The following is a 14,112-nucleotide window of genomic DNA, read 5'->3' as shown; positions in this document are numbered from 1 at the left end:
ATGAACAGCACGCTTATCCAGACAGACCGTTTCGCCCTGAGCGAAACCGAGCGCTCGGCCATCGAGCACGAAATGCATCACTACGAGGACCCGCGCGCGGCGTCCATCGAAGCCTTGAAGATCGTCCAGAAGGAACGTGGCTGGGTGCCCGATGGCGCCATCCATGCCATCGGCGAAGTGCTTGGCATCCCGGCAAGCGACGTCGAAGGTGTGGCCACATTCTACAGCCAGATCTTCCGTCAGCCTGTTGGCCGCCACATCATCCGTGTGTGCGACAGCATGGTCTGCTACATCGGTGGCCACGAATCCGTGGTCAGCCAGATTCAAAGCGAACTAGGTATCGGCCTCGGCCAGACCACCGCGGACGGGCGTTTTACCCTGCTGCCGGTGTGCTGCCTGGGCAACTGCGACAAGGCCCCGGCGCTGATGATCGATGACGACACCTTCGGTGACGTGCAGCCGGCTGGCGTTTCCAAACTGCTGGAGGGTTACGTATGACCATTACTTCCTTCGGCCCGGCCAACCGCATCGCGCGTTCGGCCGAAACCCACCCGCTGACCTGGCGCCTGCGAGATGACGGTGAGCCGGTCTGGCTGGCCGAGTACGAGTCGAAGAACGGCTATGCCGCCGCGCGCAAGGCGCTGGCAGACATGTCCGCCGACGACATCGTGCAAAGCGTCAAGGACTCTGGCCTCAAGGGCCGGGGCGGTGCAGGTTTCCCCACTGGCGTGAAGTGGGGCCTGATGCCCAAAGACGAATCCATGAACATCCGCTACCTGCTGTGCAACGCGGACGAAATGGAACCCAACACCTGGAAGGACCGCATGCTGATGGAGCAACAGCCCCATCTGCTGGTCGAGGGCATGCTGATCAGCGCCCGCGCCCTGAAGGCCTACCGTGGCTACATCTTCCTGCGTGGCGAGTACACCACTGCGGCGAAGAACCTCAACCGTGCCATCGATGAAGCCAAAGCCGCAGGCTTGCTGGGCAAGAACATCCTGGGCAGCGGCTTTGACTTCGAGCTGTTCGTGCACACCGGTGCCGGGCGCTACATCTGCGGTGAAGAAACCGCACTGATCAACTCGCTGGAAGGCCGCCGCGCCAACCCGCGTTCCAAGCCGCCCTTCCCTGCCGCCGTGGGTGTGTGGGGCAAGCCGACATGCGTGAACAACGTAGAAACCCTGTGCAACGTGCCAGCCATCGTTGCCAACGGCAACGACTGGTACAAGTCGCTGGCCCGCGAAGGCAGCGAAGACCACGGCACCAAGCTGATGGGCTTCTCCGGCAAGGTGAAGAACCCTGGCCTGTGGGAACTGCCATTCGGCGTGACCGCCCGCGAGCTGTTCGAAGACTATGCCGGCGGCATGCGCGATGGCTTCAAGCTCAAGTGCTGGCAGCCAGGCGGCGCCGGTACTGGGTTCCTGCTGCCAGAGCACCTCGACGCACAGATGTACGCCGGTGGCATCGCCAAGGTAGGCACCCGCATGGGTACCGGCCTTGCCATGGCGGTCGACGACAGCATCAACATGGTCTCGCTGCTGCGTAACATGGAAGAGTTCTTCGCCCGCGAATCGTGCGGCTGGTGCACCCCATGCCGTGACGGCTTGCCGTGGAGCGTGAAAATGCTGCGCGCGCTGGAAAACGGCCAAGGTCGCGCCGAAGACATCGAGACGCTGCTGGGGCTGGTCAACTTCCTCGGCCCAGGCCGTACCTTCTGTGCTCACGCACCAGGTGCCGTCGAGCCATTGGGCAGTGCCATCAAATACTTCCGCTCGGAGTTCGAGGCAGGTGTCGCTCCAGCGGGTGCTGGTGATGCTTTGCGCGCGAACCTGGCAAAGCCAATCCAGCCCGGGCCGATCGTGGTCGGCGCATAACAAGATGATTAGGCCAGTGGCCCGTGCCACTCGCCAGCTAGCCGGCAGGCCCGAGAGATCGTGGCGTGTCGCAAGCTCACCGATTTCCATTAGCCACGCCCGCTCACGCGGGCCAACGAAGAACTTTGAACAATGGCCACTATCCACGTAGACGGCAAAGCGCTCGAAGTCAACGGTGCGGACAACCTGTTACAGGCTTGTCTGTCGCTCGGCCTCGACATTCCTTATTTCTGCTGGCACCCGGCGCTTGGTAGCGTCGGCGCCTGCCGGCAGTGTGCGGTCAAGCAGTACACCGACGAGAACGACACCCGTGGTCGCATCGTCATGTCCTGCATGACCCCAGCCTCCGACGGCACCTGGATCTCCATCGACGATGATGAGTCCAAGGCGTTTCGCGCAAGCGTCGTCGAATGGCTGATGACCAACCACCCGCACGACTGCCCGGTGTGCGAGGAAGGCGGTCACTGCCACCTGCAGGACATGACGGTAATGACCGGCCACAACGAGCGCCGCTACCGTTTCACCAAGCGTACCCACCAGAACCAGGACCTCGGCCCGTTCATCGCCCATGAGATGAACCGCTGCATCGCCTGCTACCGCTGCGTGCGTTATTACAAGGACTACGCCGGGGGTACCGACCTGGGCGTGTACGGCGCCCACGACAACGTGTACTTCGGCCGCGTCGAAGACGGTGTATTGGAAAGTGAGTTCTCCGGTAACCTGACCGAGGTCTGCCCGACCGGCGTGTTCACCGACAAGACCCACTCCGAGCGCTACAACCGTAAATGGGACATGCAGTTCGCCCCGAGCATCTGCCACGGCTGCTCCAGCGGCTGCAACATCAGCCCGGGTGAGCGCTACGGCGAACTGCGCCGGGTCGAAAACCGCTTCAACGGTTCGGTCAACCAGTACTTCCTGTGCGACCGCGGCCGCTTCGGCTACGGCTACGTCAACCGCAAGGACCGCCCGCGCCAGCCACATCTGGCCGACGGCACCAAGCTGGGCCTGGACGCCGCTCTGGACAAGGCCGCCGATCTGCTGCGCGGCCGTACCATCGTTGGTATCGGCTCGCCACGCGCCAGCCTCGAAAGCAACTACGGCCTGCGTGAGCTGGTCGGCGCCGACTATTTCTACTCCGGCATGGAAGAAGGCGAACTGGCCCGCGTGCGCCTGGCCCTGAACGTGCTGAACAACAGCCCGCTGCCAGTGCCGACCCTGCGCGACATCGAAGACCACGACGCGGTGTTCGTGCTCGGTGAAGACCTGACCCAGACTGCTGCCCGTGTGGCGCTGTCCGTGCGCCAGGCCACCAAGGGCAAAGCCGAGGCCATGGCCGAAGCGATGAAAGTGCAGCCTTGGCTGGACGCCGCCGTGAAAAACATCGGCCAGCACGCACTGTACCCGCTGTTCATCGCCTCGCTGGCCGAAACCAAGCTGGACGACGTTGCCGAAGAATGCGTACACGCAGCCCCTGCTGACCTGGCCCGCATCGGTTTCGCCGTGGCCAACGCCATCGACCCGAGCGCCCCTGCCGTCGCTGGTCTGGACGACGAAGCCAAGGCCCTGGCCCAGCGCATCGCCGACGCCCTGGTCGCGGCCAAACGCCCGCTGGTGATTGCCGGTACCTCGCTGGCCGACCCTGCGCTGATCGAAGCCGCCGCCAACATCGCCAAGGCGCTGAAGCTGCGCGAGAAGAACGGCTCGCTGAGCCTGGTGGTGCCTGAGGCCAACAGCCTGGGCATGGCCATGATGGGTGGCGAGTCGCTCGACGCTGCGCTGGACGCAGTCATCAGCGGCAAGGCCGACGCCATTGTCGTGCTGGAAAACGACCTGTACGCCCGCGTAGCGGCTGCCAAGGTTGATGCAGCCCTGGCCGCCGCCAAGGTAGTGATCGTGGCCGACCACTCCAAGACCGCCACTGTCGATCGCGCCCACTTGGTACTGCCGGCGGCCTCGTTCGCCGAAGGCGACGGTACCCTGGTGAGCCAGGAAGGCCGCGCTCAGCGCTTCTTCCAGGTGTTCGACCCGCAGTACCTGGACAGCAGCATCCTGGTTCACGAAGGCTGGCGTTGGATGCACGCCCTGCGTGCCACCTTGCTGAACAAGCCGGTCGACTGGACCCAGCTGGACCATGTCACCAGCGCCTGCGCCCAAGCCGTACCGCAACTGGCCGGCATCATCAACGCAGCCCCGAGCGCGGCGTTCCGCATCAAGGGCTTGAAGCTGGCCCGCGAGCCGCTGCGTTACTCCGGCCGTACCGCCATGCGCGCCAACATCAGCGTGCACGAGCCACGTACCCCCCAGGACAAGGACACCGCGTTCGCCTTCTCCATGGAAGGTTACTCGGGCTCGGCTGAACCGCGCCAGCAGGTGCCGTTCGCCTGGTCGCCGGGTTGGAACTCGCCGCAAGCCTGGAACAAGTTCCAGGACGAGGTCGGTGGCCACCTGCGTGCCGGCGACCCAGGCGTTCGTCTGATCGAATCCCAAGGCGATCGCCTGAGCTGGTTCAACACCATTCCGGGCGCGTTCAACCCGGCCCGCGGTACCTGGACTGCGGTACCGTTCTTCCACCTGTTCGGCAGCGAAGAAAGCTCCTCGCGCGCCGCTCCGGTGCAGGAGCGCATCCCGGCCGCCTACGTCGGCCTGGCCAAGTCCGAAGCCGATCGCCTGGGCGTCAACGACGGCGCGCTGCTGAGCTTCAACGTCGGCGGTGTGGCCCTGTGCCTGCCGCTGCGCATCAATGAAGAACTGGGCGCTGGCCTGGTTGCGTTGCCCAAAGGCCTGGCCGGCATTCCGCCTGCCATCTTCGGTGCATCCGTCGAAGGTCTGCAGGAGGCAGCACAATGAGCTGGTTCACCCCCGAAGTGATCGATGTGATCCTTACCGTGGTCCGGGCCATCGTGGTCCTGCTCGCGGTGGTGGTCTGCGGCGCACTGCTCAGCTTCGTCGAGCGTCGCCTGCTGGGCTGGTGGCAGGACCGTTATGGTCCGAACCGGGTGGGCCCGTTCGGCATGTTCCAGATCGCGGCCGACATGCTGAAGATGTTCTTCAAGGAAGACTGGAACCCGCCTTTCGTCGATCGCATGATCTTCACCCTGGCGCCGGTCGTGGCCATGAGTGCGCTGTTGATCGCCTTCTGCGTGATCCCGATCACACCGCTGTGGGGCGTGGCGGACCTGAACATCGGCCTGCTGTTCTTCTTCGCCATGGCCGGCCTTTCGGTTTATGCGGTGCTGTTCGCTGGCTGGTCGTCGAACAACAAGTATGCCCTGCTGGGCAGCTTGCGCGCCTCGGCACAGACCGTGTCGTACGAAGTGTTCCTGGGCCTGGCGCTGATGGGCGTGGTGGTGCAGGTCGGCTCGTTCAACATGCGCGACATCGTCGAGTATCAGGCGCAGAACCTGTGGTTCATCATTCCGCAGTTCTTTGGCTTCTGCACATTCTTCATCGCTGGCGTGGCCGTGACTCACCGTCACCCATTCGACCAGCCGGAAGCGGAGCAGGAACTGGCCGACGGCTACCACATCGAGTATGCCGGCATGAAATGGGGCATGTTCTTCGTCGGTGAGTACATCGGCATCATCCTCATCTCGGCGCTGCTGGTGACCCTGTTCTTCGGCGGCTGGCACGGCCCGTTCGGCATCCTGCCGCAACTGTCGTTCCTGTGGTTCGCCCTGAAGACCGCGTTCTTCATCATGCTGTTCATCCTGCTGCGCGCGTCTATCCCGCGCCCACGCTATGACCAGGTGATGGACTTCAGCTGGAAGTTCTGCCTGCCGCTGACCCTGATCAATTTGCTGGTGACCGCTGCGATCGTGCTCTACAACACGCCAGCCGTCGCGGCCCAGTGAGGATTTGACCCATGTTCAAGTATATCGGCGACATCGTTAAGGGCACCGGCACTCAGCTGCGCAGCCTGGCCATGGTGTTCTCCCACGGGTTCCGCAAGCGCGACACCCTGCAGTACCCCGAAGAACCCGTGTACCTGCCGCCGCGCTACCGCGGCCGCATCGTTCTCACCCGCGACCCCGATGGCGAGGAGCGCTGCGTAGCGTGCAACCTCTGCGCGGTGGCCTGCCCGGTCGGCTGCATCTCGCTGCAGAAGGCCGAAACCGAGGACGGGCGCTGGTACCCGGAGTTCTTCCGCATCAACTTCTCGCGCTGCATCTTCTGCGGCCTGTGTGAAGAGGCGTGCCCGACCACCGCGATCCAGCTGACTCCGGATTTCGAAATGGCCGAGTTCAAGCGTCAGGACCTGGTGTACGAGAAAGAAGATCTGCTGATCTCCGGCCCCGGCAAGAACCCTGACTACAACTTCTACCGTGTTGCGGGTATGGCGATCGCTGGCAAGCCCAAGGGCGCTGCACAAAACGAAGCCGAGCCGATCAACGTGAAGAGCTTGCTCCCATAAGGACAGAAAGATGGAATTCGCTTTCTACTTCGCATCCGGGATCGCCGTGGTCTCCACCCTTCGGGTGGTGACGGGCACCAACCCCGTACACGCCTTGCTTTACCTGATCATCTCGCTGATCTCCGTTGCGATGATCTTCTTCGCCCTGGGCGCGCCGTTTGCCGGCGCCCTGGAAGTGATCGCCTATGCCGGTGCCATCATGGTGCTGTTCGTGTTTGTGGTGATGATGCTCAACCTGGGGCCGGCTTCGGTGGCCCAGGAGAGGGGCTGGCTCAAGCCCGGCATCTGGGCAGGGCCGGTGCTTCTGGCCGCCCTGCTGCTGCTGGAGCTGCTGTACGTGCTGTTCGTCGCCCCGACCGGTGCGGCCATCAGCGGTACCACCGTCGGCCCCAAAGAAGTGGGTATCAGCCTGTTCGGCCCCTACCTGCTGGTGGTCGAACTGGCATCGATGCTGCTGCTGGCAGCAGCGGTCACCGCCTTCCACCTGGGCCGCAACGAGGCGAAGGAGTAAATCATGGGTGCTATCCCTCTCGAACATGGTCTGGCAGTCGCCGGCATCCTGTTCTGTTTAGGCTTGGTTGGCCTGATGGTCCGCCGCAACATCCTCTTCGTGCTGATGAGCCTGGAAGTCATGATGAACGCGGCTGCTCTGGCGTTCATCGTCGCCGGTGCCCGCTGGGTCCAGCCCGACGGCCAGGTGATGTTCATTCTGGTGATCAGCCTGGCAGCCGCCGAAGCCAGTATTGGCCTGGCGATCCTGCTGCAGCTGTATCGCCGCTTCCACACTCTCGACATCGATGCTGCCAGTGAGATGCGCGGATGAACCTACTCTTCCTGACTTTCGTCTTCCCCCTCATCGGCTTTGTGCTGCTGTCGTTCTCGCGCGGGCGGTTCTCGGAGAACCTCTCGGCGCTGATCGGCGTCGGCTCGGTAGGCCTCTCGGCAGCCACCGCTGCCTATGTCATCTGGCAGTTCAATGTCGCCCCACCTGAAGGCGGCGCTTACAGCCAGTTGCTGTGGCAGTGGATGTCGGTGGACGGCTTCGCGCCGAACTTCACCCTCTACCTGGACGGCCTGTCGGTGACCATGCTCGGCGTGGTTACCGGGGTCGGCTTCCTGATCCACCTGTTCGCCTCCTGGTACATGCGCGGCGAAGCCGGTTACTCGCGCTTCTTCTCGTACACCAACCTGTTCATCGCCAGCATGCTGTTCCTGATCCTGGGCGATAACCTGCTGTTCATCTACTTCGGCTGGGAAGGCGTGGGCCTGTGCTCGTACCTGTTGATCGGTTTCTACTACAGCAACCGCAACAACGGCAATGCCGCGCTCAAGGCGTTCATCGTCACCCGCATCGGCGACGTGTTCATGGCCATCGGCCTGTTCATCCTGTTCGCCCAGCTTGGAACCCTGAACGTGCAGGAGCTGCTGGTATTGGCGCCGCAGAAGTTCCAGGCTGGCGATACCTGGATGGTGCTGGCGACCCTGATGCTGCTGGGCGGTGCGGTCGGTAAGTCTGCCCAGCTGCCACTGCAGACCTGGCTGGCCGACGCGATGGCGGGCCCGACTCCGGTTTCGGCGCTGATCCACGCTGCAACCATGGTTACCGCAGGCGTGTACCTGATCGCCCGCACCAACGGCCTGTTCCTGCTGGCACCGGACATTCTGCACCTGGTGGGCGTGGTCGGTGGCGTGACCTTGGTACTGGCCGGCTTCGCCGCGCTGGTGCAGACCGACATCAAGCGTATCCTCGCCTACTCGACCATGAGCCAGATCGGCTACATGTTCCTTGCGCTGGGCGTAGGTGCCTGGGACGCGGCGATCTTCCACCTGATGACTCACGCGTTCTTCAAAGCCCTGCTGTTCCTTGCCTCCGGCGCGGTGATCGTTGCCTGCCACCACGAACAGAACATCTTCAAGATGGGCGGGCTGTGGAAGAAGCTGCCGCTGGCATACGCAAGCTTCGTGGTCGGCGGCGCCGCCTTGGCTGCACTGCCGATCGTGACCGTGGGCTTCTACTCCAAGGACGAGATCCTCTGGGAGGCCTTCGCCAGTGGCAACACCGGCCTGCTGTATGCCGGCCTGGTGGGCGCGTTCATGACCTCGCTGTACACCTTCCGCCTGATCTTCATCGCCTTCCACGGCGAAGCGAAGACCGAAGCCCACGCTGGCCACGGCATCAGCCACTGGCTGCCACTGGGTGTGCTGATCGTGCTGTCGACGTTCGTCGGTGCCTGGATCACGCCACCGCTGGCAGGTGTGCTGCCGCAAAGCGCCGGCCATGCCGGCGGCGAAGCCAAGCATGCGTTGGAGATCACCTCCGGTGCCATCGCCATCGCAGGCATCCTGCTGTCGGGCTTGCTGTTCCTCGGCAAGCGCCGCTTGGTCAGTGCAATCGCCAACAGCGGCATCGGGCGCGTGTTGTCGGCCTGGTGGTTCGCCGCCTGGGGCTTCGACTGGATCTACGACAAGCTGTTCGTCAAGCCTTACCTGTTGATCAGCCACCTCCTGCGCAAGGACCCGGTTGACCGCGGCATCGGCCTTATCCCTCGCATGGCTCGCGGCGGCCACGTCGCCATGAGCAAGACCGAGACTGGCCAGCTGCGCTGGTACACCGCCTCGATCGCCGTTGGCGCAGTGCTGGTACTCGGCGCTGTGGTAGTGGCAGCGGTATGACCATGAACTTTGCGAACCTTGCGACTCTGCGAAAGGAAACGAACCCGTCATGATTTTGCCTTGGCTGATCCTGATCCCCTTCATCGGCGGCTTCCTGTGCTGGCTGGGTGAGCGCTTCGGCGCCACCCTGCCGCGCTGGATCGCGCTGCTGACCATGTCCCTGCTGCTCGGCATCGGCCTGTGGCTGTGGGCGCACGGCGACTACACTCTCGCCCCCGCTCCTGGCGCAGAACCGGCCTGGGCCCTGGAATACAAAGTCCAGTGGATCCAGCGCTTCGGCATCAGCATCCATCTGGCCCTCGATGGCCTGTCGCTGTTGATGATCCTGCTCACCGGCCTGCTCGGTGTGCTGTCGGTGCTGTGCTCCTGGAAAGAGATCCAACGCCACGTCGGCTTCTTCCACCTCAACCTGATGTGGATCCTCGGCGGTGTGGTCGGTGTGTTCCTGGCCCTGGACCTGTTCCTGTTCTTCTTCTTCTGGGAAATGATGCTGGTGCCGATGTACTTCCTCATCGCGCTCTGGGGCCATAGCTCGGCAGATGGCAAGAAGACAAGGATCTACGCGGCGACCAAGTTCTTCATCTTCACCCAGGCCAGCGGCCTGATCATGCTGGTGGCGATCCTTGGCCTGGTGCTGGTCAACTACACCAACACCGGCGTGATCACCTTCAACTACAGTGACCTGCTCAAGGCCGAGCTGCCGGCCGGTACCGAGTACCTGCTGATGCTGGGCTTCTTCATCGCCTTCGCGGTGAAGCTGCCGGTGGTGCCGTTCCATTCCTGGCTGCCCGACGCCCACGCCCAGGCGCCGACCGCAGGCTCCGTGGACCTTGCCGGTATCTTGCTCAAGACTGCGGCCTACGGCCTGCTGCGCTTCGCTTTGCCGCTGTTCCCCAATGCCTCGGCAGAGTTCGCGCCTATCGCCATGACCCTGGGCCTGATTGGGATCTTCTACGGTGCCTTCCTGGCCTTCGCGCAGACCGACATCAAGCGCCTGATCGCCTTCTCCAGTGTCTCGCACATGGGCTTTGTGCTGATTGGTATCTACTCGGGCAGCCAGCAAGCTCTGCAAGGCGCGGTGATCCAGATGCTGGCCCACGGCCTGTCCGCAGCCGCGCTGTTCATTCTGTCCGGGCAGCTGTACGAGCGTCTGCATACCCGTGACATGCGTCAGATGGGTGGCCTGTGGCACCGCATCGCCTACCTGCCAGCGATCAGCCTGTTCTTCGCGGCGGCATCGCTGGGCCTGCCAGGCACCGGCAACTTCGTCGGCGAGTTCCTGATCTTGATCGGCAGCTTCGTGCATGTACCGTGGATCACCGTGATCGCCACGACTGGCCTGGTATTCGGTTCGGTGTACTCACTGATCATGATCCACCGCGCCTACTTCGGCCCGGCCAAGGCCGACACCGTGCTGGCCGGCATGGATAGCCGCGAACTGATCATGGTCCTGGGCCTTGCCGGGCTGCTGATCCTGCTGGGCGTGTATCCACAGCCGTTCCTCGATACCTCTGCAGCCACCATGAGTGGTGTGCAGCAGTGGCTCGGTTCCGCTTTCACTCAACTCGCTTCGGCCCGGTAAGAGCGCTATGGAATTCACCACTCAACACTTCATCGCATTGGCGCCGATGCTGATCACCACCATCACCACGGTGGTGGTGATGTTGGCGATCGCCTGCAAGCGCAACCACTCGCAGACCTTCCTGCTGTCCACCGTGGGCCTGAACCTGGCCCTGCTGTCGATCCTGCCAGCGCTGAAGGTCGCGCCACTGGCGGTCACCTCGCTGGTCACCATCGACAAGTTCGCCTGCCTGTACATGGCGATCATCCTGGTCGCAACCTTGGCCTGCGTGACCTTGGCCCACGCTTATCTGGGTGAAGGCTCCAAAGGCTTCCCGGGTAACCGTGAAGAACTGTACCTGCTGCTGCTGATGTCCGCCCTCGGTGGCCTGGTGCTGGTGAGCGCCAACCACCTGGCTGGCCTGTTCATCGGCCTTGAGCTGCTGTCGGTACCGGTCTACGGCCTGGTGGCCTATGCGTTCTTCAACAAGCGTTCTTTGGAAGCCGGCATCAAGTACATGGTGCTGTCGGCCGCAGGCTCGGCCTTCCTGCTGTTCGGCATGGCCTTGCTGTACGCCGATGCTGGCAGCCTGACGTTCGACCAACTGGGCAAGGCCCTCGCCGCTACCAGCATGCCTAGCCTGATGGCTCAACTGGGCCTGGGCATGATGTTGGTTGGCCTTGCCTTCAAGCTGTCCCTTGTGCCCTTCCACCTGTGGACTCCGGACGTCTACGAGGGCGCCCCGGCGCCAGTCGCCGCGTTTCTGGCCACAGCCAGCAAGGTTGCCGTGTTCGCCGTTGTGGTGCGCCTGTTCATGCTGTCGCCGGCTGCCAGCAGCGGCGTACTAAGCACCGTGCTTGCGGTAATTGCAGTAGCCTCGATCCTGGTCGGCAACCTGCTGGCGTTGACCCAGAGCAACCTCAAGCGTCTGCTCGGTTACTCGTCCATCGCTCACTTCGGCTACCTGGTCATCGCGCTGGTCGCAAGCAAAGGCCTGGCCATGGAGGCCATGGGCGTTTACCTGGTCACCTACGTGATCACCAGCCTGGGCGCCTTTGGCGTGATCACCCTGATGTCGTCGCCCTACGGTGGCCGTGACGCCGACGCGCTGTACGAATACCGCGGCCTGTTCTGGCGCCGTCCGTACCTGACCGCGGTACTGACCGTGATGATGCTGTCGCTGGCAGGCATTCCGCTGACGGCAGGCTTCATTGGCAAGTTCTACATCATCGCCACTGGCGTCGAGTCGCAGTTGTGGTGGCTGGTCGGTGCGCTGGTGATAGGTAGCGCCATCGGCGTCTACTACTACCTGCGTGTGATGGTCACCCTGTACCTGGTGGAACCGAACCTGCGTCGCCACGATGCCCCGCTGAAGTGGGAACAGCGCACTGGCGGTGTAATGCTGCTCGCGATTGCCATTCTCGCCTTCGTTCTGGGTGTGTACCCGCAGCCACTGTTGGACATGGTTCAGCACGCTGGCCTGCAACTGCTCGGCTGATCGCAGCTGCAACACAAACACCCCGCACATGCGGGGTGTTTTGTTATCTGCACCTGGCAACTGCCGAGCCGGTGCCCTTCAATCCCCGGCCGTGTGCGACTCTTGAGCGCGTGGCGCAAGCGCAGACCTGCGCAGTTCTCTGCTCGCTGATGGCAGATGCACTTCGGGGTTGGGCATGCCACTGGGTGAAAGTTCGTGGGTCATTTCGAACTCCGCACGCACCGACCAGCCACAGGCCTCGTTGATACATTGCAAGTAGGCAATGCGCAGAAAGATATGCCGACCTTCACTGGTACGAATGCGCATACGGCTGTTGCAATGTGGGCAGACCAGCTTATAAGTACTCACGCCGTGTACCTGCATAGGCGGAATGCATAAACATGCTGTAAGAAAACTCGATACTTAGGTCGAGTATTGGCTACTTTCATAGAAAGCTTTTTCATCAAATTGCAGCTCATGCCAAGATATCTCCTCAAATAGAAGGGCATATATTCATTAAGAGTATTTTAAGCCCAAGGAATGTCATTAAACCAGTCATGGATATTTGCTATGAATAGCCACTTGTTTGCAGCGGTGCTGTCACGCCTCAAGCTTATTACGGGTTCAAGCACCGACGTTCAACTGGCCAGAAGCCTGGAGGTCAGCCCGCAGACGTTGAGCAGCTGGAAGGTCCGCCAAAGCATTCCATACTCATTATGCGTAGATTTAGCCCGAAAACAGGGTTGTTCGCTGGATTGGCTATTGCTCGGTGAGCGCGACGGTAACGCGGCCGAGCAAACCCAGGAAAGCTGGGAAAGCGACGTGCTCACGCGCCTGCGTGAGCTTTCCCACGCAGACCGCCAGGCAGTGCTTCTGCACATCGAGGACAAGCAACGCTTACGTCAACTGGAGCAGCAGGTGCAGCAACTGGCCAAGTGCTTGCCCGGTGCAGGCTTGGGTTAATCACGGCGCCGCCAGCGCTGTACGAGCTCGCGCAGGTCCACCGAGTCCAGCCACACCAACACTTTCAAGGTGATCGGTATGACCACTACCGCAGCGGCAAAGGCTGCCATTCCCCGAGATAACATAGGCGCCAGCGAGAGCAGCAGAGGTTCGAACAAGTAGCCCACGCCTAATGTCAGAAACACTAATAGCAGCTGCTTACCGCCCGACAGGCGCTTGCGCGACACGGTGATGAAGCGGTCTCTGACTGCGTTCACCAGCAGGGTACCCAATAACGCGCCAAACAGAGCTAGGCCTTCGGTGTCGATCAATTGGTAGATGGCCGCGATGGCTGCATCCATCAAATAGGGTTCATCCATGGCTACCCCCCTCGCGGCCTTGCGGCCCACCCAGTAGATCGCGTCTAACCGCAGCCTCGACAAAGGATCGATAGCAGATCGACAGTGCCCTTCCACTGGCATGCCCGCATACATCCTCCAAACGCCGGAAACCATGACCACGCAATGCGCTGCGCCAATTGGCGAATTCCTCAGCCGCTTCGATTGCCGCGCAACGCACGGCCACTGCAAGGCGGGCTTCACTGACCTTCCCGTCCAGCTGCAGGCGTTCACGCAAGACGCAAAGTTCGATGCGGGGCCAAAATGGATCGTGACAATCAGGGTACCTTGGAGGGCTGAATGAGGACTCGGTGGTTGACGGAGCTTCGTGTTGTTCTGCACGCATGTCATATCCTCACTGCTCTTGCAGCATGCCGTAGCGAATGGCTTTGATGACCGCCGCTACGCGCGTGGGAACCTCGAACTTGCGCAATAGGTTGGATACGTGAAAATTCACTGTCGACTCTTTGCACTGCAGGATCTGGCCAATCTCCCATGAACTCTTGCCATAGGCGCACCACAGCAACACTTGCTGTTCACGCGGGGTCAGGTAGATCGGCGCACCGGTGTGGCCTTCAGGTGTCGGTCGCAGGTTGGTTTGCATCGCTGAGCTCCCTAGTCGTTCGCCAGATGCGGCAGCGGACAGTGCTGCCGCCTATGGAGCCACCTTACGAATGCCTGCCCTTTGCACACCAGCGGTGTCACTTGTAAAGAACGTTCCTACAAATACCGCCTACCCGAACTACACAGGAAAGTTTCTTATCGCCGTGCTCTAA

At 62.1% G+C, this 14,112-nt stretch carries 15 protein-coding genes; 11 read left to right on the top strand and 4 right to left on the bottom strand.

All coding sequences use genetic code 11. The features are described 5' to 3' along the window. The 10 genes from nuoE (at window position 1) to nuoN (ending at window position 12,017) form a co-directional block, all read left to right on the top strand. Window positions 1–498, top strand: a complete 498-nt coding sequence (gene nuoE / locus ACK59H_RS12450; RefSeq protein WP_003251433.1) for an NADH-quinone oxidoreductase subunit NuoE — start codon at window positions 1–3, stop codon at window positions 496–498. After that, complete coding sequence (nuoF, locus tag ACK59H_RS12445) at window positions 495–1,874, top strand: NADH-quinone oxidoreductase subunit NuoF (RefSeq protein WP_060480263.1); 1,380 nt, start codon at window positions 495–497, stop codon at window positions 1,872–1,874. Before nuoE ends, nuoF begins: the two co-directional genes overlap by 4 nt. Before the next feature lie 132 nt (window positions 1,875–2,006). After that, a complete protein-coding gene (gene nuoG / locus ACK59H_RS12440) occupies window positions 2,007–4,721 on the top strand; it encodes an NADH-quinone oxidoreductase subunit NuoG (protein ID WP_060480262.1) in 2,715 nt (904 codons plus the stop codon). Then, complete coding sequence (gene nuoH, locus ACK59H_RS12435) at window positions 4,718–5,725, top strand: NADH-quinone oxidoreductase subunit NuoH (protein ID WP_054884882.1); 1,008 nt, start codon at window positions 4,718–4,720, stop codon at window positions 5,723–5,725. The genes nuoG and nuoH overlap by 4 nt, the downstream gene beginning before the upstream one ends. Before the next feature lie 11 nt (window positions 5,726–5,736). Then, a complete protein-coding gene (gene nuoI / locus ACK59H_RS12430; protein WP_016488223.1) occupies window positions 5,737–6,285 on the top strand; it encodes an NADH-quinone oxidoreductase subunit NuoI in 549 nt (182 codons plus the stop codon). A gap of 10 nt (window positions 6,286–6,295) precedes the next feature. Continuing rightward, the gene (gene nuoJ, locus ACK59H_RS12425; protein ID WP_060480261.1) at window positions 6,296–6,796 is read left to right on the top strand and encodes an NADH-quinone oxidoreductase subunit J; all 501 of its coding nucleotides are present in this window, start codon (window positions 6,296–6,298) and stop codon (window positions 6,794–6,796) included. Window positions 6,797–6,799: 3 nt separating this feature from the next. Continuing rightward, window positions 6,800–7,108 (top strand): NADH-quinone oxidoreductase subunit NuoK, encoded by a 309-nt coding sequence (gene nuoK / locus ACK59H_RS12420; RefSeq protein WP_023631349.1) that lies wholly within the window; start codon window positions 6,800–6,802, stop codon window positions 7,106–7,108. Further along, a complete protein-coding gene (nuoL, locus tag ACK59H_RS12415) occupies window positions 7,105–8,958 on the top strand; it encodes an NADH-quinone oxidoreductase subunit L (protein ID WP_060480260.1) in 1,854 nt (617 codons plus the stop codon). Before nuoK ends, nuoL begins: the two co-directional genes overlap by 4 nt. A 49-nt stretch (window positions 8,959–9,007) precedes the next feature. Then, window positions 9,008–10,540 (top strand): NADH-quinone oxidoreductase subunit M, encoded by a 1,533-nt coding sequence (nuoM, locus tag ACK59H_RS12410; protein WP_060480259.1) that lies wholly within the window; start codon window positions 9,008–9,010, stop codon window positions 10,538–10,540. A gap of 7 nt (window positions 10,541–10,547) precedes the next feature. After that, window positions 10,548–12,017, top strand: a complete 1,470-nt coding sequence (gene nuoN, locus ACK59H_RS12405; RefSeq protein ID WP_060480258.1) for an NADH-quinone oxidoreductase subunit NuoN — start codon at window positions 10,548–10,550, stop codon at window positions 12,015–12,017. Window positions 12,018–12,095: 78 nt separating this feature from the next. Here the strand turns inward: nuoN and ACK59H_RS12400 are convergent, their stop codons facing one another. Continuing rightward, complete coding sequence (locus tag ACK59H_RS12400; RefSeq protein WP_060480265.1) at window positions 12,096–12,365, bottom strand: ogr/Delta-like zinc finger family protein; 270 nt, start codon at window positions 12,363–12,365, stop codon at window positions 12,096–12,098. 201 nt (window positions 12,366–12,566) lie between these two features. Here ACK59H_RS12400 and ACK59H_RS12395 point away from each other — a divergent pair, with 201 nt between their 5' ends. Continuing rightward, the gene (locus ACK59H_RS12395) at window positions 12,567–12,959 is read left to right on the top strand and encodes a helix-turn-helix domain-containing protein (protein WP_060480257.1); all 393 of its coding nucleotides are present in this window, start codon (window positions 12,567–12,569) and stop codon (window positions 12,957–12,959) included. Here the strand turns inward: ACK59H_RS12395 and ACK59H_RS12390 are convergent. The 3 genes from ACK59H_RS12390 to ACK59H_RS12380 are packed head-to-tail and all read right to left on the bottom strand — an operon-like array spanning window position 12,956 to window position 13,940. Further along, entirely contained in the window at window positions 12,956–13,300 is a 345-nt protein-coding gene (locus ACK59H_RS12390) for a hypothetical protein (protein WP_371326792.1), read from the bottom strand. The genes ACK59H_RS12395 and ACK59H_RS12390 overlap by 4 nt on opposite strands. 10 nt (window positions 13,301–13,310) lie before the next feature. Beyond that, entirely contained in the window at window positions 13,311–13,682 is a 372-nt protein-coding gene (locus ACK59H_RS12385) for a head completion/stabilization protein (RefSeq protein ID WP_081016702.1), read from the bottom strand. A 9-nt stretch (window positions 13,683–13,691) separates the two neighbouring features. After that, window positions 13,692–13,940: a response regulator transcription factor gene (locus tag ACK59H_RS12380; protein ID WP_060480254.1), complete on the bottom strand. Its 249-nt coding sequence runs from the start codon at window positions 13,938–13,940 to the stop codon at window positions 13,692–13,694. Between the last annotated feature and the right edge of the window lie 172 nt (window positions 13,941–14,112).

The sequence above is a fragment of the Pseudomonas sp. KCJK9000 genome (assembly GCF_046230725.1).
GTDB classification, from domain to species: Bacteria; Pseudomonadota; Gammaproteobacteria; order Pseudomonadales; family Pseudomonadaceae; genus Aquipseudomonas; species Aquipseudomonas promysalinigenes.
This window is presented reverse-complemented; position numbering and strand designations above follow the sequence as displayed.